Below are 19,150 nucleotides of genomic sequence, written 5' to 3' on the forward strand. Positions count from 1 at the left end.
AAATCGCTCCTGAGCAAGGTGAAAAATCCTTGCTCCAGAAGCGATTTTATTTTGTAATGCAATATTTTCTTGAGGTAACCGTTCTAACCTTAGCAGATAAATAAACCTCGTTGCCTTTGACTATTCCGGCTTCTTTTAAAAAATGCTGGACGATCTCCAACTGATAGTGTATGCGTACTTTCTTGGGCAGGCTCCAACCCGTTTCCACCGTAACCGCACGTGCACCTAAAATACGGGCTGCAGCAGTGCGGGAGGAACCTGGAAGCTCATGCAGCCGAATATTGAAATGTCGGTCGCTCACCTGGATGGAGCGATTCATTCGCTTAATAATCCGACGAACCGTAGGAACCACCAGATTGGCCTTGTTGGTGATTAGCGTTTGACCAAGCACCTTGGCATCCTTCTGTGACAATCCATTGGCCTCATGCAAGTCGAGATACCATTCTGGTTGATGCTTTTGTGTTAATTTGAATAGATCAGCGGAAAGTGGTTGTGTTGCCAGCTGCTTTTTTTTGCGCGGAAAGGTTCGATTAAGATCAGGTATTCCTCTAATCCGTTTGCGGTAAGCCTCTTGATTTACAATCGGTACAATTATAAGCTTACCCTGGCTAAATCGCAGTTTTTGCTGATTCAAAAGCTTCACCAGTTTCTCGGCAGCGCGTATGCTTGCTATTTCTTTACCATGTATCCCCGCCACCACCATCACACACGGACCTTTCTGTCCCCCTGTGGCTATATAATAAGGAGTTGCCCAAGAGCCCTTTCCGAGCATATAACGTTTGACCTGCATCCCCTTCACCTCCGTATAGGCTGCCGTTGTCCTCTCTTTTGTTCTCGCCGACGGATGATTTCACGGTATAGTCTTAAGTAGTTACTGGTCATCTGTTTATTGGTAAATCTTTGAGTCACATACAAACGCAGCTTCGCTGGTGACGGGTAGTTTTTTTGCTGTGCTTTTCGTGCCATTTGGCTAACCGATTTGCAAATCAACTGCGGAAAGCCCGAGAGCACCTCGGGAACGGAGCCATTTTTTAATGCCAGCACCGGTGTTCCACAAGCCATGGCCTCAACCATAACGAGTCCAAATGGCTCTTCCCACAGTGTCGGAAACAACAGACACTCTGCATGTTTCAGCAATTTCTGTTTCTGATCGCCTCCAACTGCCCCTACATAGCGTATATTCGGATTGCGCTGAATTCGTTTCTGAATTTCTTTACGGAAAAATTCTGGTGCTTTGATAGGACCTGCAATAAGCAGTTTTTTTCCAGTTCGTTCTGCAACCTGAATGGCCTGCAATACACCTTTATTTCGTATAATTCTGCCCATGAACAGCAAGTAGCCGCGCTTCTCACTGCTGAACTCGTATTCATGTGTGTTGATACCGTTATAGATATAAAACCCTTTACCTCCGCCCATCAGCTGACGTGCTCGTTTACTGACATATACAGGGTTTTTACCGTGTCTCTTCACTGGAAGATGAACGGTGCATACTGATGGACAAGGCAGCTTCCTACGCCCTACAGCAGAACGAAAGGTATGGTCATGAATGATATGTGTGTCGGAAGGCATATGCCGGAGTACATATTGGGGGATCTGACTATGTTTCAAACCCTTGGGATAGGAAATCAACCGCGCACTGCTCCTGCTCCCAAGGGCGGCAAAAAGAGATACATGATGCCCTCGTCTCACCAATTCCTCCGTTAATTCATGCACGACCTTTTCTGTTCCGCCCTTGTTGGAGGGTACCGGCTGTGCATCGGGATAGTTGGAAATGACCTGAACAATGGTTAGACGCCGTTTTTTGAGTGCTTTATTCTGCTTTGAAGCCATACGAATTCCCCTTCCTGACCGGAAATACGGTGTGATCCTTACAATGTCAACGGGAATCAGAGCATACTCCCGTACAGGTTATAAATTGTAGTATATAGGTATGTATATTTTGCGTGATTGCTTGTGCCAATCGTCTGCAAGTGGATTTTTGTCATACGAGCCTATCTATAAGTGGAGTCTATACAATTTGTCAAGCCAAAATTAAGGAGAAAATTCTCATCGTTTTCTAATAATTGAGAACAAAGCGTTGGGGTAACAGGTTTGTAACCATGTGTGGTAAATTCCGGGCATTTTATTTGTGTTATTGTCATTTCAGGACATCAACACAATACGAATAACGGAGGAATTTATATATGAAACGTACTTCTAAAAAATTGTGGATGGGTATTTGCTTTACTATGACTTTGGCATTGAGCGCAGGGAGCTTCGTCGTTGGACCAGCCACTACTCATGCTGCTTCGTCAAGTAAAGCTGATCAGATTATTTCTACAGGCTCCCAGTTTATGGGCGTGCGTTATGAGCATGGAGCCCCAGCTGGCAATACAAGCTCTTTTGACTGCTCTTCATTCACTCAATATGTATTTGGACAAAATGGTATCAAGCTTCCACGTTCGTCCAGACAGCAATCAACCGTTGGCACTTTCGTACCACGTAGTCAGCTGAAAAAAGGCGATTTGGTCTTTTTCTATGCACCAATTCATCATGTAGCCATTTACATGGGAAACGGCAAAATTCTGCATACGTATGGTAAAGGCGGCGTAACGGTTACAGATCTAAATTCGGGATGGTGGAGTCGCAATTACACAACAGCACGTCGTGTCCTTTAGCATAAATTTTAGATGATTTCCATCCACCGAATGCTTAACTTACAAGTAACAATAAAAAGGCTGTTCCGCGAGTAGATATTTCTACTGGAGGGACAGCCTTTCCTGTTGTCTTTGAGGCAGCGTGACGATGACTACCGTTCCTTCTCCTTCTACGCTCTCCATGCGTATCGTACCCTGATGGGCATCTGTAATTGCCTTGGCAATTGGCAACCCTAGCCCGGTTCCTCCGGTTTTACGATGCCTGGAGCTATCTACCCGATAAAATCGTTCAAAGACCCGCTTGATCTCGCCCTCAGGTATTCCGATCCCATAATCCTTAACTTGGATATAGACATCCTTTTCATCTGTAGATAACCCTATTTCGATCTCATCCGAGCTGTATTTTAATGCATTATCCAGCAGGATCACTAGCAACTGCTTCATTTTTGTCAGGTTGGCATCCAACCAAATTTCTTTCTCTTCTGTTAAAATGGAAATTTGACGATCATGTACAGGCTTGAGATGCGCTACTACCTGTTGACAACAACCGATCATTTCGATCCGCTCATGCGGCTCAGGGTCTTTCTGCTGTGAGGAGGCAAGAGTCAGCAACTGCTGTGTCATCGTACGCATTCGCTGAGTTTCTTCATAGATCGATTCAATGGATTCCTTACGAATGTCCTCATCGCGCGTGCCCCACCGCCGCAGCATGTTGGCGTAGCCCTCAATAATCATAAGTGTCGTATTCAGCTCATGTGAGGCATCTGAAACAAACTGCTGCTGACTCTGAAAGCTTTCTTCTAATCTCTCCATCATTCGGTTAAAAGTAGCGGTCATTTGAGATAATTCATCTTGATTGTGACTGCCAGCGGGGATTTTTTTGAATTTCAAGCTTCTTTCAATTTCCTGCATCGTTTGAATACTACTTGAAATCGGCAGCAATATCGCATTCGCCAAAATCGTGCTCCCTACCAAACTTAGCAACATAGCCCCTACAGTGGATGTGATTAGGATCGTATTTAAAATATCGAGATTGGTTTCGAGTGCATCCCATTTTTCTACAATCTCCAGGGTCCCCTTCTGATGACCCTCTGGAGAAAGCACAGGGAGATGGATTACCAGAATTTTATGACCCTGTACATCTGTCAGTTGAGAACTTTGTGAAGTGTTAAAACGTATATCGCCCAGCTTAAATCGGGACTGGCGACTTACTTCATACAGAAGTCGGGATTGCTGATCAAACACTCTCAGAGTGGTGTCTCCAGAAAGCTCATCTTTCAGTTTGGGGCCCCATGCATTCTTTAGAATCATCGTGGGTCCTGTTTCGGCAATGATTTCAGTCCATTTATTTTGCAGCACTTCTCTTTCATTTCGCGTAGCGATTTTGACGAACAATAGGTGAACTGTAACATCCACAAACAGGAGTATCGACATCACTAAAATAGAACTGAGCAGGGTTATTTTGGTCCGAAGCTTCAATAGTCTTCCTCCCGAATGCAGTACCCAACGCCGCGCACGGTTTTTATCAATTTCTTTTTGTATCCATGATCAATTTTTTTACGAACATACCGGATATACACATCTACGACATTCGTATCACCGACAAAATCAAATCCCCATACGTCCTGAATCATTTGATCCCGCTGCAATACCTGATTTTTGTGCTCCATCAGATAGAGAAGCAGATCATACTCTTTTGGCGTCAGTTCGATTCGATTACCCTCCCGCACCACTGACCTAGTCTTGCGTTCCAACACCAAGCTATCCACTTGGAGCCTAGACGGCGGCTTGTCCTCTTCTTGTGAAGCGGTAGCTGTTGGCTCCATTTGATGCCTCATGCTGGCCCGCATCCGCGCTAATAACTCCTCGATCTCAAAAGGCTTCGTAATGTAATCATTGGCGCCTTCATCCAGACCTGAAACCTTATCAGGAGTCGAGTTACGTGCAGTGACCATAATTACTGGTGTATGATTGTCCTCTTTTCGAATCTGCTTTAGTACCTCGACCCCATTCATCTCCGGCAGCATTACATCCAGTATGATGATATCCCATGTACCTGCTAGGGCTTTTTCCAATCCTTCTCTGCCCGTCTGTGCGATTTCAACTGCATATCCTTCATGGGATAACTCCAACTGAAGCAATCTGGATATCTTCTCTTCATCATCAATGACCAGCACCGATTTTTCCATCGCAAAACCACCTATTTTCTAAAGAAAAAACAAATGAGTAATGGGAATGACATTCATTTTTTATTTGATTTTAAGCTTTTATCCGTGTAGTCGCTCTATAATATAACTTTGTTATTCAATTTTTTGATGTTAAGGAGTAATTTATTCATGTTAATTAATGTAGACTATGCTTTATTTCACTGGATCAATGAACTGGCTAATTCCCTCGCCTTTTTGAATGGAACCATGCTTTTCTTGGCGCAATATGCACCATATTTATTCGGAGTGGCTTTGCTGATTTACTGGTTCACCTTTAAAATGCCGCATCGGATGATAGTTTTAGAAGCCGTTATAACGGTTTGTATCGGCTTTGTAATTAGTTGGGGCCTTGGACATTTGTTTTACAGAGATCGGCCTTTTGTCGGACATTCAGTCATTCAGCTTATTCATCATGATCCCAATGCTTCTTTCCCGAGTAACCATGCACTTGGAGCGTTTGCTCTGGCTGCCATTTTATGGCTTCATCATCAAAAATTTCGTGTCCTCTGGGTTATCTTGGCTGTACTCATCGCAGTATCCCGCGTGTGGACCGGAGTGCATTATCCCTCGGATATTTTGGCAGGTGCGCTTATTGGTGCAGGTTGTGCCGTCGGCGTTCATCAATTCATTCGAAGCCGGAAGCTTCCTGGCATCTTCATGCAGGCGGCTATTATATTTTATGAAAAATGGGAGCAGAAGCTGGGGCTCATGCCTGGTAACCAGGCCAGAACTAAGATGACTGAACACACTTCCTCTGTCCAAATGAAAAGCAGACGCTAAAGCGTCTGCTTTTTTATAAGCTTTTATTATTTATGCTACCCGTTATGCTGTCGATTTGGATCGAAGTGGCAGCATTCGTCGTTTTTCGTACCGCTGATAAAACCAAATACAAGCCGCCATCCAGCAGCCACTCATAAAATAGCCACCCACAACGTCGCTCGGATAATGTACGCCCAAATAAATGCGGCTCGTCCCGATTGCTACAATCAGCAGGCTGCTGAGTACAATAAGAAGGATACGCCCCATCCTAGAAGGAACATGCTTCCACACTAAGAATGTCAGCGCTGCGTACATGCTGAAAGCGGTCATGGAATGTCCGCTCGGAAAGCTGTATCCATTCTCTTCAATAATACGGTTAATCTCCGGTCTCGCACGCTGAAAAAGCAATTTTAGTATCGTGTTCAGCATTACCGATCCCAATACACCCGCCGCCAAAAAAAGCAGTTCTCTGCGGTGTCCCAATACTCTATAGAGCACGAACATGGCAATTAAAATGATGATCACAACTGGAATCCCACTGCCGATCATGGTAAAAAATTTCATTAGACGGGTCATGTCGGGCGACTCCAGTTGTCCAATAGCCGAAATAATTTCCTGGTCAAAACGCCGAACTTGATGGTCACTCACCCATAATGCGACTAAGCCAAAACCGAATGCACATACTATACATGTGAGCAGAGCCAAGGAAATAGGCAGCTTTGTTGATGTTTGCTTCATATTCTGTAGTTCCTCCATAATATTCATTACGTGATAAAACAAAGTCCAGCATTAGCTTAGATATAGGTCTTACTTTGCCCACTTTTCTCTTATCATTTCATTCAAAGACTAGGTGCATCCCTGTTGGTAATCACTTCCACTCCCTTTTACCCAACGTAACAGCGTCTTCGATGCAACGTTGAATGAGTTGAGAGCCTAATCTTCTCATGCAATAGCATCCGTCTCCCTTATTTGATTATCATTCCATTCTATGGATGTGGTTGGACTTCTCATACTAGCCTCTCCCAACTTTAGTATCACTTTATAATATAAGGATTTCATATTGACTACAAAATCGCAAGCGGAATGTAGCGAAAAAGCAACAAAAAAGGACGCCATTCAAGCCTTATAAACGGCTCGAATGACATCCTATGATTACACGTGGCATACTACAAGTGCAATTCCCAAGTTAAACAAACATCATCTTCTATTAGGTTGGTGTGACTTCTCCAAGTTTAACCTTACTCTCTGCTTCCTCTATTGGATAGCGTCTACGGAACCACAGCGACTGAAGCAACAAAAAGGTGCCGCTTACTGTCCAATATAATGGCATGGCAGAAGGGGCATTAAAGGAAAATACCGCCATCATAATCGGTGAAAGATAGCCCATGATCGCAAATTGCTTGCGCTGGTCAGGCGTCATCTGAAGCTGAGAAAGCTTGGCCTGTGCCAAGTATACAACTGCGACGACGATTGCCAAAATCCAGTCTGGCTGTCCGAGCCGGAACCATAGGAAGGAGTGAGACGCCAGCTCCGGGGTTAAGCGGATTGCAGTGTACATACCGCTCAAGATCGGGAGCTGAATGAGAATAGGCAGACAACCGATATTAAACGGATTGAATTGATGCTCTTTGTAAAGCGACATCATTTCCTGCTGCATACTCTGCTGGCTGATGGTATCTTTCTTGTTTTCATACTTCTTCTTAATTCGGTCCAAGTCGGGCTGCATGGCGCTCATCTTACGCTTCATCCCCTGCTGGGCACGCGTTTGACGCATCATAAGCGGCAGTAAGGCCAGACGGACAATGAATGTCAAAGACATAATCGCCAGACCAAAGCTTCCACCAAACCATTGCGCCAATTGCTGAATAAGCCAAGAAAGCGGGAACACCACGTAATGATTAAAAAATCCGGGTGTCTGTGCATTTATCTCCGCAGCATTAGCACCACAACCAGACAGCAGCATGACCACCGCCAATACTACCATTAATCCAAATATCCGTTCTTTTTTACCCCAAAAGGTGAATCCCTTGAATCGTTTCATATGTTCCTCCTCGTTGATTGGCTGTGCCATCGTTCAACGAGGGAGAACAATCGGATGCATCTTCATCCGGCGCTTCCTTACGCCGGATATGTCGGGCCAACCGGACAGGCATGTCCTGTCCACGGGCAGACATTGGCATCTGTGGAGAAGCATGAGACCGCACGGGCCCGCCTTCTACCCAGCATTCGGGTACATTGCCGTGCAAATGAGCGAGATACGTATAAGTCACTGTGCACAGCAAGCCGATTGTAAATAAATAAGGGAGTAGGTCCTGAAGCTCAAACAAGGGATTCACCTCCTTCGGTTTGTTGCCACAATTATATCACGAAAACTAGACAAGAGACTAATCTTTAATTAGAGATACAGGTTCGACACAAGCAACTGAATTTAAGGATTTATGCTCAAAACAACCAAAATGCAAATACAACATGAAACTTTTGGTTTTTTTTACAGTCTAATCAAAGGTGACTTTCTGAAATCCTTACTCCCCTATTAACCATTAAAGGAGCCAGCGCGTATGAGAAAAACGATACATAGCACATTGTTTACAGGATTGGCGGTAGCCAGCATTGGGCTGCCCTTGATCAGCGGTGGATTCGCTGAAAAGGCAAGTGCAGAGCCGTCTGCGGTCTCCATGAGTAACGGCGCTTATAGCACCTCAATCCAAGTACCTGTGATCAAACCTTCCTGGTCTTTTCCCGTTATCCCAATCGATAGAAACCGATATCCAGATCAGGCGGTAACAATAGCGGAAAACGGTAAGGTATTCGCGGTTGACTCGAACCATAGACTGGTTGCCCTTGAGGCCAGTTCGGGTCGGAAATTGTGGCAATATGGTGATCAGCTTACCCCTGTTTTAACGTACAACAAAGGTATCATCTACGGAATGACACGAAGCGGTTCTATCTATGCCGTTACAGAAGCTGGCAAGAAAGTGTGGTCCACTCCGCTGGGATTTACTGAAGCATATCGTATTCAGCGCATTGGTCCAACTATATATATTATGCAATCGGTGCAAACGGCTGCCATTGATGCTGTCAGTGGCAAGGTGAAGTGGAAAATCAGTGAGGATAAGAACTCATACAGTGGTTTGGGCGAAATAATGGAAACTGACGGTGTGCTTATCCGCAACTATAATGTACAGGGCAGCCTGACCTTTGAACAGATTAATGCCTATGACGCTAAAACCGGCAAAAAGCTTTGGGACAGCTTTAGAACTTCCTTTCCACTGGCGGTTAAAGACGGAATCGTATACTCTGTAGCCAACACGTTTATGATTGATGATGACCCGGTAAACCATAAAGTTACGATCGCACAGTACGACCTCAAGACAGGTAAATCCAAAGGAGATCGTCAGTATCGCTGGACCGAGCCTGAAAATAAAGACGGTGTCTACCGATCTGGAGGTGTATATGGTTCTGCTTTTTTGTACGGCAAAGATCTTTATGTCTTTCAGGGAGAGACACTAGCTTCCTATGATTTTTGGAACTACAAGCCAGACAGCAAACCTGCTCGCAAGTGGGCGCAAAATGGCTATGATCAACTTGTTCCTTTATTGGCTATTCATGAAGGTCGCATGTTCTACCAAGATTTTAGTACATCCAGACTGACTGCTATGAAGCTGTCCTCAGGTCAATTCATTCATTACGACGGCGATAATCCGACCGTTCAAGCTGACGTATTCGGTAAAGGAGTCTATGTCGGTCAATCAGATGGCGTATTTCATGGCTATGATTTGATGAGCTTAAAGCCCGTGTTTACTGTCAACACAGGCTCACGCTCCTTCGGTCCAACGCTCAAATCCGGTGGAATGATATTTATTCAAAGCGGAAACCGTCTGCTTGGCGTCAAGCTCCCTGCTTCTTTAAAATAAGGCCAAAGATTTCAAGCAGCATTCTCGTTGGAACAGCAAAAGGTTAACGGATAGCAAGCATACGATTCAATGCTAGTACAGCATCCTGTCTGATCTGAGCATCCACACGAATCACACCCACAGGCTCACCCCGATCAAACTGCTCCATTGCCCACAGCAAATGGGGAAGATCGATCCGGTTCATGGTCAGACAGGGACACATATCGGGATTGAGCGATTCAATCTGCTGTTCAGGGTACTGCTGCTTGATTCGTTGCACGAGATTCATTTCTGTGCCAACAGCCCATTGGGTTCCCGGCTCTGCCGCGCGAATGGTATCGATGATGAATTTTGTGGAGCCCGCGCAATCTGCGAGCTGTACGACCTCATAAGAGCATTCGGGGTGAACGATGACCCGGATGTTCTTATCACGCTCGCGGACATTGCGAATATAATCTACTGTAAACTTTTCATGAACAGAGCAATGTCCTTTCCATAAAATAATTTTTACAGTTGCCGGGTCCTGTTCAGTCTCAAGCTGATCGGTCATTGGATTCCACACGGCCATTTCATTTAGCGGAATTCCAAGATCGTAAGCTGTATTGCGACCTAAATGCTGATCCGGCAGAAACAAAATACGTTCCTTTTGCTTCAGCGCCCACTCCAGCACTTGCTTAGCATTCGAAGAAGTCACGGTAGCCCCGCCATGCCGTCCTACAAAGGCTTTGATCTCTGCTGTGGAATTTACATACGTTAACGGAATGATCGTATCTCCTACCAACTCCTGTAAATGCTTCCATGCTCGTTCTGTCTGCTCCACATTCGCCATATCTGCCATCGAGCAGCCTGCACGCATATCCGGCAGGACAACAGTCTGTCGATCAGTAGTCAGCATATCCGCTGTCTCCGCCATAAAATGTACCCCACAAAATACAATAAACTCCGCTTCCTGATTTTGTGCAGCCAATTGAGCAAGCTGTAGAGAGTCTCCTGTTATATCAGCAAATTGAATAACCTCGTCCTTCTGATAGTGATGGCCCGGTATGAGCAGCTTGGGTCCCCATTTTTGTTTCAGCTCGGCCACTCGCTGCTCCATGTCAGCAACCGTCAGTGTCTTATAATGCTCTGGCATAAGCCCTCGATTTCCTTGTAAAACGTCAAGCATAGACATTAGAATCCCTCCATATCGATGCGGCTGATCGTTCCCGCTCTCACGAACAGATAACCGCTCTGTGTACATACATATTTACAAGTGTCTTGACACTTATATTTACACATGCCTACAATAATCTCAAGAGTTTTTGAATGGAATTATTTTAAGCAGGGAGGATTTGGTGTGATTTATCTGGACTATGCCGCTTCCACACCTATGTGTGGCGAAGCTTTAAATATGTATAACGTATTAAATAAGGAAATGTTCGGAAATTCCAGCAGTCTCCATGATGCGGGCGGTCAAGCAGCCTATACGCTAGATTACAGCAGGCAACGAATAGCAAATATGATTGGCGGGCAAAAGGAAGGCATCTATTTTACAACCGGGGGAACAGAATCCAATATGTTGATTGTGCAATCGATCCTGAACGGGTTGCCTCAGCATAAAAAGCATTGGATCATGAGCGCTTTGGAACACCACTCGATGTACAACCTTGCTACTTTGCTGGAACGTCAGGGCTATGAACTGACCATTGTGCGACCGGATCGGGAAGGACGAATGACTCGCGAAACTCTTTTACCTCACCTGAGAGAAGACACCGGACTTGTCTCCGTACAACACGCTAATTCGGAAACGGGACTGGTTCAGGACCTTGCTGCCTTATCTCCCCTGCTACGCGAACGGGGTATTTTGTTGCATAGTGATGCGGTACAGACATTTGGGAATATTCGCGTAGATGTAGAATCCATGGGAGTAGATGCACTCTCTGTATCAAGCCATAAAGTGTATGGCCCCAAAGGTGTCGGTGCTGCATATCTCAAACCCGGAACCCCATGGCGTCCCGTGTACCCTGATACACTACATGAAAACGGATTTCGTCCTGGAACGGTTAATGTTCCCGGGATTGCAGCCTTTGTCGCGGCGGCAGAAATGATGACCGAACAGATGGAGTCGCATCGGGAGCGATATACTACCCTGAGAAGACACTTTATTACGAAAATCCAGGAAAGATCCATTCCGTTACGTTGGGCCGTACAGGAAAGCGAGAATAAAGCAGTGCTTCATCATATAGTAGGATGTTTTTTTCACGGTTACGAGGGACAATATGTTATGCTGGAATGTAATCGCAGAGGTGTCTGTATATCAACTGGAAGCGCATGTGCTGCCGGACACCACGATCCTTCGCCTGCTTTACAGGCGCTTGGAGCATCCGGCCGTGAAGCGTTACAATTTATCCGTGTTTCTTTCGGAAGAACGACCACCATCGAGGAATTGAATGTATTGGTAGATATTTTGACAGACCTGACGCATCGAAAAGAAAGGAGCTTATCCCGTTGACTGAATCTTTAAAACGGTCAGGTACGGATCGCCGCGAACAGCTACTATTGTGGCTCAAGAGCGAATCACCACTGACCGGGAGCGAACTGGCACGCAGATCCTCCGTCTCCCGACAAGTAATTGTACAGGATATTTCCCTGTTAAAAGCAAGCCAAGAGCCTATCCTTGCAACAAGTCAAGGATACATTTATATGGAGCCTGCGAGTCAGGCAACTCCCTTAGCCTCACGTATTATTGTGTGTAAACATCGACCTGAACAGACAGAAGAGGAACTAAAGCTGATTGTGGACTACGGTGTAAGTGTGCAGGATGTTATTGTTGAGCATCCGGTATACGGGGATCTGACTGCTCCGATACGGGTTGGAACTCGCAAGGAAGTGGACGATTTTATCCGTAAAATCAGCTCCACCCAGGCCACTTATTTGTCCCAGCTGACGGGAGGCATCCACCTGCACACCTTGAATGCCTCGGACGAAGATAAAATTAATGATGCCTGCGCTGCATTGGAGCAAGCGGGCTTCCTGATGACGGACTAACTTAGTGCGCTATAGCGGAGTAAAGAAAATCCTGTCCTGTATGTGGAGTGCAACTGTGCTCCACATGGACGGTATGTAAGCAGCGAGAAATAAAAATCCCGGCCCCCTCATATAAGGGAATCGGGAATGAACTATGTGAGCTTAATTTCAAGCAGCTCATATTTAATTACAGCCATGGGTGCATCCACATGAATGATACTGCCCACTTCTTTTCCCAAAAGTGCCTTGCCTAAAGGACTCTCATAGGAAATTTTGTTATCAAGAACATCCGCCTCAGCAGGACTTACAATTTTGTATTCCATCTTCTCCGAAAATTCGATGTCATTCAGAATGACAGTCGATCCGATACTAACGGTTCTAAGGTCTAAATTACTCTCGTCCACGACCCGGGCTTTGGTCAGCATCTTCTCCAATATGAGAATGCGGGTTTCCATAAACGCTTGGTCGTCCTTGGCTGAGTGATACTCACTATTTTCTTTCAAATCGCCGTAGCTGATAGCCAACTTAAGGCGTTCGGCTAGCTCCTTGCGTTTTACCGTCTTCAGTTCCTTGAGCTCATCCTCCAGCTTGGCCAATCCCTCTTTAGTTAACAATACTTCTTCATTCGACATATTTTATCTACAACTCCTATTTCAGCATTTTGCTTAATTCCAATTCAACGCTCAAAAATACAATAAACGAACTAAACCGTTTCAGTCTAAACATTGCTGATTGAAAACGCTCCTGGGATTTATGCAAGTGCTCATTTGGCTTGCTTTATTGTAGTTTACTCTAAATCGGACCAACATGCGAAATAAATTACTGGATAACAGTAGCCAACTGCCTTCAGCCAGGGTGATTCTTATAGTAACCAATGCTCTCTTATTCGCATATCGTATGATCATAACGTATATTGATGAGCACATGGAGTGCCGCTGTCCTTGTCTCGAATTTTGTGAAAGTCAGGCAGGAGCAGTATATGGCGGGAGGAAGATTCAATGGCTTCCTTAGGAAAGAATGGTAATGGGAACGGGAATCGTAAATCCAAATCCCCCCTCAACGGTCAAAAGAAAAATGGATTAAACAGTAATTCGGCTATCTTTTCTGCGCTTCAAGGAAAAAATGTGGAGGTCCTCGTGGCAGCCCTCCTACTAACAGGAAAACTAAACGTCGATTCCGTGACTTTATACAGACAAGCAACATTGTTTTTAGGACTCACAGGAAAATACAAAACACTAGCATCCACTCCATCCAATGTCGATAATATGGTGAAATTTTTAAATGATAACGGGAATATGACACTGGACCAGGTGATACAAGCCTTTTCACAGAAAATAAATAATTAACAAGTGGCGAAAGGAGACTTATGCGGTGAGTGAGTTTGATGGAGAATATTTTGCAGAGGTTGTCATTATTGTGATTCTAGTTGCCATGTTCTTCTATGGCTCCTCAGATATAGAGGGACTTTCCGCTTCGCCAACCCAATCCTAAAATGATAATTCCCGCTTCGAAAAAAAATAAAAAAGCATCTATAGACTCTCACGAGGTCAATAGATGCTCTTACTTTTTAACGGCCCATCGTTTCTACTTAATGCCCCTTTACTTCTACACTTATCGTTTGACTAGAAACTTCTCCTGAAGCATTGACTAACTCGGCCCGATACTCATATGTACCCGGCTTTTGATTTTGGATGTTGGTGACTGCACTTTGGGCCTGCGGGCTTTGGCTTGGCAGATCCTGGGCATCGATCAGTTCTCCATTTTCATATAAGTTGTATTTTGTCGCATTCGTGCCCCACCACATGTTCATTGTAAGGGTGTAGGTGCCGTCACCGTCCCAATTGTCATGAGACAGCACTGGAATGCCAGGGGAAGCATCGGTCACTTCGACAGTTAATGGGTCGCTGGTCGTTTTACCAGAAGCGTTAATCAATTCTACAGTATACGTGTAGGTACCGTTGGTCTTACCTGTAACAGGAATGACTGCATGCTGTGCTCCAGGGGAAGCGGCTTGCAACGATTGGGTGCCAATCAGCTTGTCGTTTTCGTACAACTTGAGTTCATCACCATTCGTACCCCACCACAGATTCATGGTGATGTTGTAGTTGCCATCCTTCAGCCCGGTGTCCTGCCCGTTATCATGCGACAGCACAGGTTTACCCGGCACTTCACCTACAGCAGTCTTTTCGACTCTAACGGTTACAGGATTGGACACCACTGTTTGACCGCCCAAAGTAACGCTGGCTGTAATCTCCGCGGTCCCTTCTTTTAGGGCCTTAAGTTCTCCATACGTATCCAGCGAAACGGATTCATGACTGCTGATATACTGAACAGAAGCGCGGCTTAAATCAGCTTCGCTGCCATCTGTCAGCGTACCCTTGAGATGTGTCGCTGCCGTATCCCCAATATTGAGGGTCGTTTGATCCAGTGAAAGCTCTACTTCCTGCAAAGCTGCGCCTGCCTGAGCTGAAAAATCATCCAGTCCACGCGGTTTTAACTGATAATTCCCTTTGAAAATCGCCGAAATTCCCTTCAGCTTCACTTGCTGTCCTTCTTGATATGGAAAAGATGTCCGAGTTAAGCCTGTCCGTGCATCGACGCGCACATGGTGACTTACTTCACCAGATACTGCATCAAATTCAAACGAACCTACGGGAGTGGCGTCTATCACATTACGAATCATTGTCGTAGGAAGCTCAACCAACTGCCCTTGGTTCGCATCACTGAGTTCGGTGACTTGTACAGCTTCCGGAAGTTGTCCTTCTCCCGTTTTTTCAATTGCCACTGGATCGGTTAACTCTAGCTCACTATTATACAGTGCCAAGCTTGCTGTAAGCTTTACTCGATCCCCTTGGTGAAAGCCGCTTTGGTTCTGATATACATAAATACCGCCACTTTCATCCTGCATGTAAAAGGCTTGACCACCAAATGCACCTGGTTCTGTCGTCACAACACCCTCTAAGGTCACGACTTTGCCAGCCGGGAAACTCCGTGCTTCTGCGACACTGATACGAGCTGGAACCGTATTGCCTTCCTCGGGCAACGGCTGGGCCGGAACATCAGCCAGCACGACGGATTGGGTCAGCAGATTGCTGCCGTTTTGCCTCAGTCTAAGATTAGCTGAACCACTGGTTCCCGGCTTGATTCGCACCGTCAAGTCCTTATAGGCGTGGCCTTTGCCGTTGGACTCCAGGCTAAATGTTCCGCTATAGCCGTAAGAGGTTGGCCAGCTTCCATCCGGATTTTGAATTTGGGCTACTTGATTGCCGCCTGCAACATAAATACCTGTGCTGAATCCGCTAATCGTGCTGTTAGGAGCCAGTTGGTCGGCAGTAACCCGAATTTGAAAAGGCTGTGCATTGGGCAGCTGCTCTTGACGAACAATGCTGTACACTGGTTGCGCACTGGCTGTAGATCCGCCATAGGACCCTGCTTTGAATGTTCGCTGATCCCACCATTTGTAGCCGGCTGCGGGAGCGGACCAAGGCTCGGCTTGTGGTTCCGTGGAAGTCTGCGGCTCTTCAAAAGGCAGTAATGCCGTCGGCTGGTCCAGCTGTAAGCTTTTCACTTCCGTCAGGCTGGTATACTCCTCCTTCTTGGACAACCAGTCTACGATATTGACCAGTAACACAGCGTCATCCTGCTCCTTAAAGCCGTCATACGTTGTCTTCTTGGTTCCTGTCTCTTCGCGCAAATATTTTGGCGTTGCATCTTCGACAGGAGACGAGTCCCCAATGAAAGCAGCTTTGCCTAGCCCTAATTTCGATACAGCTGCATAAGGTCCTTCCGGAATGCCGCCTCCGTTATAAACGCCCTGATCTACCGCGTTGCCCCAAGCCTGATTGGTTTTAGGAAGATATACGATTCCCTTGGCTTTCGCTGGGTCGATAATCGCGAGTGTTGATCCTGCATGCATTGCGACATTACTCACTCCAGCTGTAATGCCGAACGCCTGCGCTGGCTCAACAATCTGATTGGCCGTGATATCGCCTAATGCATTGTAGCGAAAGCGCACACCAAACTGGCTGCCCAGCCAATCTGAGCTGACTACGCCCTGCATTGCTGCCGAGCTTTTTTCTTCCGCACTCATTCCCTTCGCAGGGTCTTCCCATGCACCACGACGATAGCCATTAATGCTCTCCGATCCGTCCCAGCGATTCTTGTTGCGGTCCGCGTTATAATGATCTCCAATGAAAAAAATACTATTGCCTGCTTTTACATACTGCTCCATTGCAGCCTGTTCGCTCTGTTTAAAAGGAATATTCGGCTCTGCCGTAACAAATACATCATAATTCTTTAGATCATTGTAAGTAATAGGCGTAGATTGGCGAAGCTCGTGTACATCATAGCCATTACTCGCGAGGGCTTGGCCGAAGTCTGAAAATCCACCATCAATCACCCAATCTGCTGCGCCAGCTGTCTGTCCATGTGTATTATCAAACAGCACTTTTTTACCAGCGTTCTCATTGACCACTTTCGCTGCAATGAAGGGGGCTGGGTCCGCCGGACCTTCTGCCCGTGCCGGTTGCATGCTGCCCGCAACACCAGCGTACAACGATAAAGTGAAAACCATAGCAGTTGCGTATTTGAAGCTACGGGATGTAAAACGACGAAAGATTCCCATTCTTTCCCTCCTGTTTGTTGGTTTAAAGCCCCTCTGGGGGGCATCAGATACAAATTTTAGCATTCATTTATGTTCGAATATGCATGGTTTTGTAAATCTTTAGGAATAATGAATAGGAAGGAAATTCCAATAAAAAAGATACACCGTATGCAGCAATGTGAGTACCGCAAATAGGATTTTCCCGGCAGCCCGGGTTCTTCTTTCCCCTGTAATCAGCTTTGCGCCATTCACGATTAATACCCACACGGCAATGAGTGCTGAAATGAGTGGCAGCGTGCAAATTCCCCAGATATACCATGCGGAATAGCCATACACGATCTGATTGTTACCATAGATGACCTGCACCCCGAGAAAAATCGTATTTAGTGACGCAATGAATGCAAGGTTGGACGAAATGTGATTATTCGTTTTACGGATATCTCTGATCACATATCTTACGATCCAAATCAGCAAGGTCGTGATGAAAAATAAGGAGGCGGCAGCGTAGCTGACAAGCAGAGTCCAGGTACGGTGCCAAAGTGTCGTCTGCTTCATGGTCTTACTATCCGGGGCAACCATCATCCACGTACCGTTTTCCAGATACAGCAAAATTTTAAGCTGGCCCCCCTTTTCCACAAACAATCCATCGCCTGCTGCTTGAAAAACTTTGTCTGTTGCTTCATTCTCATTTGGGTATTTTCCTTTAACAATTAACGTATGATCATCTTGAATTCGCACGGTGTATGTAATGTTTCCCAGTATCCGAATCCATTTTCCCCACCCATGAACAGGATTAGAATCCACCTGATATACGCCCTCAATCTCTGGCGAAAGCTTCACTTGGGTGGAAGAACGAGCTAGTGACTGCGAAACGGCCTGCGGCTCTGAGGGCAGCATTTGGGCTATCGCATGGATGACTTTTCCATGAAGCAGGGTGTCCGTGTCAGCTGAATTAATGATCACAAAAATACCGATCTTTTGCGACGGAATCAGTACCATTTCCGAAATAAAATCATCAATTTCCCCGGTAGCCCACAGCATAGGTACTCCCGTCTCCAAATGACCACGGAAAAATCCGTAGCCTACGCCATCCAGGCGTGCATCGACTGCAAATTGCTGCGCATGCATCACTTTTACCGTATGTGGCTGGAGCGCCACTTTGCCCTCATACTTGCCCTGGTTTAAATGAGTGATCAGATAATGGGAAAACTCGTTGGGTGTGACGTTCAACGCTCCTGCTCCCGGCAGATTGATATATGACAAAGGCTGTTTCAAATACGCTCCATCCTTCCACTGATACGATTGGGCCAATGCCGGATGATTTAACGGCAATTCCAGCGTCGCGCTGGGCATATTCATCGGCTGGAACAGATGTGTACGGAGGTAATCGTTCAGTCCCTGACCGCTTACTTGCTCCACGATATTACCGATCAGACCGTAGGCGACATTGCTGTAATCATACTGAATTCCAGGTTTGCGGATGGGAGGCTGATTTTGAAAATACGCGCTGAGATACTGCTCTGTGGGCAAAACGCCTGCCCGATTCGAGCTGTTAATGTCGTACAGCGCTTCATCCAATCCTGAGGTATGTGTCAAAAGCTGATGCAAATTGAAAGGCTGATTTTGGTATTGCGTAGTTTTATAGCTGTGGAGATAGCTGTTCACGTCTTCATTCAAATCAAGCTTGTTTTGCTCAACCAGCTGCATCGTGGCGCTTGCACTAAATGATTTGGTTAGAGAGCCGACACGAACAATGGTCTTCGCTGGATCGAATGCCACTTTCCGCTCCAGATCTGCATATCCATAGCCTTTACTAAAAAGGATTTGGTTTTCTTGGGTCACGACGACCGCAGCCCCCGGAATATGCAATTTTTCCAATTCTGTATTCATGATATCGTCCACTGTTTTTTCCAATGAATCAGGTGTTATGCTGTCTGTTGCCCATGCTGAAGCAATGAGCAGGTTCCAGAGAAACAACGCTGCTAAAAATGCGGATAGGTAGCAAATGCCTTTATTCTTCATATTGAAGTACCATCCTTACGTATG

Annotated in this window: 17 protein-coding genes; 6 read left to right on the top strand and 11 right to left on the bottom strand. The window is 45.8% G+C overall.

Annotated features, from left to right (window positions below; genetic code table 11):
• Positions 1-46: 46 nt before the first annotated feature.
• The gene (locus G9G54_RS22760; protein WP_165179727.1) at positions 47-790 is read right to left on the bottom strand and encodes a succinylglutamate desuccinylase/aspartoacylase domain-containing protein; all 744 of its coding nucleotides are present in this window, start codon (positions 788-790) and stop codon (positions 47-49) included.
• Positions 791-795: 5 nt separating this feature from the next.
• Positions 796-1,830 carry a glycosyltransferase family 4 protein gene (locus G9G54_RS22765; protein WP_165179728.1) on the bottom strand — a complete coding sequence of 345 codons (1,035 nt, stop codon included), beginning with the start codon at positions 1,828-1,830 and terminating at the stop codon, positions 796-798.
• Between the two features lie 353 nt (positions 1,831-2,183).
• Between G9G54_RS22765 and G9G54_RS22770 the strand changes: the two genes are divergently transcribed.
• Complete coding sequence (locus G9G54_RS22770; protein ID WP_165179729.1) at positions 2,184-2,657, top strand: C40 family peptidase; 474 nt, start codon at positions 2,184-2,186, stop codon at positions 2,655-2,657.
• Between the two features lie 81 nt (positions 2,658-2,738).
• Here the strand turns inward: G9G54_RS22770 and G9G54_RS22775 are convergent, their stop codons facing one another.
• Positions 2,739-4,115 carry a sensor histidine kinase gene (locus G9G54_RS22775; protein WP_165179730.1) on the bottom strand — a complete coding sequence of 459 codons (1,377 nt, stop codon included), beginning with the start codon at positions 4,113-4,115 and terminating at the stop codon, positions 2,739-2,741.
• Positions 4,112-4,825 carry a response regulator transcription factor gene (locus tag G9G54_RS22780; protein ID WP_165179731.1) on the bottom strand — a complete coding sequence of 238 codons (714 nt, stop codon included), beginning with the start codon at positions 4,823-4,825 and terminating at the stop codon, positions 4,112-4,114. Before G9G54_RS22780 ends, G9G54_RS22775 begins: the two co-directional genes overlap by 4 nt.
• 147 nt (positions 4,826-4,972) lie before the next feature.
• Between G9G54_RS22780 and G9G54_RS22785 the strand changes: the two genes are divergently transcribed.
• Positions 4,973-5,623: an undecaprenyl-diphosphatase gene (locus tag G9G54_RS22785; protein WP_165179732.1), complete on the top strand. Its 651-nt coding sequence runs from the start codon at positions 4,973-4,975 to the stop codon at positions 5,621-5,623.
• A gap of 42 nt (positions 5,624-5,665) precedes the next feature.
• Here G9G54_RS22785 and G9G54_RS22790 read toward each other — a convergent pair whose 3' ends face one another.
• The 3 genes from G9G54_RS22790 to G9G54_RS22800 all read right to left on the bottom strand — a co-directional run bounded on the left by G9G54_RS22790 (position 5,666) and on the right by G9G54_RS22800 (position 7,929).
• Positions 5,666-6,340, bottom strand: a complete 675-nt coding sequence (locus G9G54_RS22790; RefSeq protein WP_165179733.1) for a phosphatase PAP2 family protein — start codon at positions 6,338-6,340, stop codon at positions 5,666-5,668.
• A gap of 469 nt (positions 6,341-6,809) precedes the next feature.
• A complete protein-coding gene (gene yidC, locus G9G54_RS22795; RefSeq protein ID WP_165179734.1) occupies positions 6,810-7,643 on the bottom strand; it encodes a membrane protein insertase YidC in 834 nt (277 codons plus the stop codon).
• Positions 7,609-7,929, bottom strand: a complete 321-nt coding sequence (locus G9G54_RS22800; protein ID WP_013310179.1) for a hypothetical protein — start codon at positions 7,927-7,929, stop codon at positions 7,609-7,611. Before G9G54_RS22800 ends, yidC begins: the two co-directional genes overlap by 35 nt.
• 231 nt (positions 7,930-8,160) lie before the next feature.
• Here G9G54_RS22800 and G9G54_RS22805 point away from each other — a divergent pair, with 231 nt between their 5' ends.
• Positions 8,161-9,516 (top strand): outer membrane protein assembly factor BamB family protein, encoded by a 1,356-nt coding sequence (locus G9G54_RS22805; protein WP_165179735.1) that lies wholly within the window; start codon positions 8,161-8,163, stop codon positions 9,514-9,516.
• Positions 9,517-9,559: 43 nt separating this feature from the next.
• Here G9G54_RS22805 and nadA read toward each other — a convergent pair whose 3' ends face one another.
• A complete protein-coding gene (gene nadA, locus G9G54_RS22810) occupies positions 9,560-10,666 on the bottom strand; it encodes a quinolinate synthase NadA (RefSeq protein WP_165179736.1) in 1,107 nt (368 codons plus the stop codon).
• A gap of 165 nt (positions 10,667-10,831) precedes the next feature.
• Here nadA and G9G54_RS22815 point away from each other — a divergent pair, with 165 nt between their 5' ends.
• Positions 10,832-11,986 carry an IscS subfamily cysteine desulfurase gene (locus tag G9G54_RS22815; RefSeq protein WP_165179737.1) on the top strand — a complete coding sequence of 385 codons (1,155 nt, stop codon included), beginning with the start codon at positions 10,832-10,834 and terminating at the stop codon, positions 11,984-11,986.
• Positions 11,983-12,522: a transcription repressor NadR gene (locus G9G54_RS22820; protein WP_039274627.1), complete on the top strand. Its 540-nt coding sequence runs from the start codon at positions 11,983-11,985 to the stop codon at positions 12,520-12,522. Before G9G54_RS22815 ends, G9G54_RS22820 begins: the two co-directional genes overlap by 4 nt.
• Positions 12,523-12,653: 131 nt before the next feature.
• Here G9G54_RS22820 and greA read toward each other — a convergent pair whose 3' ends face one another.
• On the bottom strand, positions 12,654-13,133 hold the full coding sequence (gene greA, locus G9G54_RS22825; RefSeq protein WP_013310174.1) for a transcription elongation factor GreA: 480 nt from the start codon (positions 13,131-13,133) through the stop codon (positions 12,654-12,656).
• A gap of 366 nt (positions 13,134-13,499) precedes the next feature.
• On the opposite strand from greA, the gene G9G54_RS22830 reads away from it, so the two are divergent.
• Positions 13,500-13,847 carry a hypothetical protein gene (locus G9G54_RS22830; protein WP_025721144.1) on the top strand — a complete coding sequence of 116 codons (348 nt, stop codon included), beginning with the start codon at positions 13,500-13,502 and terminating at the stop codon, positions 13,845-13,847.
• Between the two features lie 242 nt (positions 13,848-14,089).
• Here the strand turns inward: G9G54_RS22830 and G9G54_RS22835 are convergent, their stop codons facing one another.
• Entirely contained in the window at positions 14,090-17,125 is a 3,036-nt protein-coding gene (locus G9G54_RS22835) for a chitinase N-terminal domain-containing protein (protein ID WP_165179738.1), read from the bottom strand.
• 99 nt (positions 17,126-17,224) lie between these two features.
• The gene (locus G9G54_RS22840) at positions 17,225-19,126 is read right to left on the bottom strand and encodes a serine hydrolase domain-containing protein (RefSeq protein WP_165179739.1); all 1,902 of its coding nucleotides are present in this window, start codon (positions 19,124-19,126) and stop codon (positions 17,225-17,227) included.
• Between the last annotated feature and the right edge of the window lie 24 nt (positions 19,127-19,150).

The sequence above is a fragment of the Paenibacillus sp. EKM212P genome (assembly GCF_011066115.1).
Classification (GTDB): Bacteria; Bacillota; Bacilli; order Paenibacillales; family Paenibacillaceae; genus Paenibacillus; species Paenibacillus polymyxa_B.

Bases quoted from the DNA above. Each gene is read 5' to 3' on its own strand.
- G9G54_RS22760 (WP_165179727.1), bottom strand. From the start codon at position 790: ATGCAGGTCAAACGTTATATGCTCGGAAAGGGCTCTTGGGCAACTCCT.
- G9G54_RS22765 (WP_165179728.1), bottom strand. From the start codon at position 1,830: ATGGCTTCAAAGCAGAATAAAGCACTCAAAAAACGGCGTCTAACCATT.
- G9G54_RS22770 (WP_165179729.1), top strand. From the start codon at position 2,184: ATGAAACGTACTTCTAAAAAATTGTGGATGGGTATTTGCTTTACTATG.
- G9G54_RS22780 (WP_165179731.1), bottom strand. From the start codon at position 4,825: ATGGAAAAATCGGTGCTGGTCATTGATGATGAAGAGAAGATATCCAGA.
- G9G54_RS22785 (WP_165179732.1), top strand. From the start codon at position 4,973: ATGTTAATTAATGTAGACTATGCTTTATTTCACTGGATCAATGAACTG.
- G9G54_RS22790 (WP_165179733.1), bottom strand. From the start codon at position 6,340: ATGAAGCAAACATCAACAAAGCTGCCTATTTCCTTGGCTCTGCTCACA.
- yidC (WP_165179734.1), bottom strand. From the start codon at position 7,643: ATGAAACGATTCAAGGGATTCACCTTTTGGGGTAAAAAAGAACGGATA.
- G9G54_RS22805 (WP_165179735.1), top strand. From the start codon at position 8,161: ATGAGAAAAACGATACATAGCACATTGTTTACAGGATTGGCGGTAGCC.
- nadA (WP_165179736.1), bottom strand. From the start codon at position 10,666: ATGTCTATGCTTGACGTTTTACAAGGAAATCGAGGGCTTATGCCAGAG.
- greA (WP_013310174.1), bottom strand. From the start codon at position 13,133: ATGTCGAATGAAGAAGTATTGTTAACTAAAGAGGGATTGGCCAAGCTG.
- G9G54_RS22830 (WP_025721144.1), top strand. From the start codon at position 13,500: ATGGCTTCCTTAGGAAAGAATGGTAATGGGAACGGGAATCGTAAATCC.
- G9G54_RS22835 (WP_165179738.1), bottom strand. From the start codon at position 17,125: ATGGGAATCTTTCGTCGTTTTACATCCCGTAGCTTCAAATACGCAACT.
- G9G54_RS22840 (WP_165179739.1), bottom strand. From the start codon at position 19,126: ATGAAGAATAAAGGCATTTGCTACCTATCCGCATTTTTAGCAGCGTTG.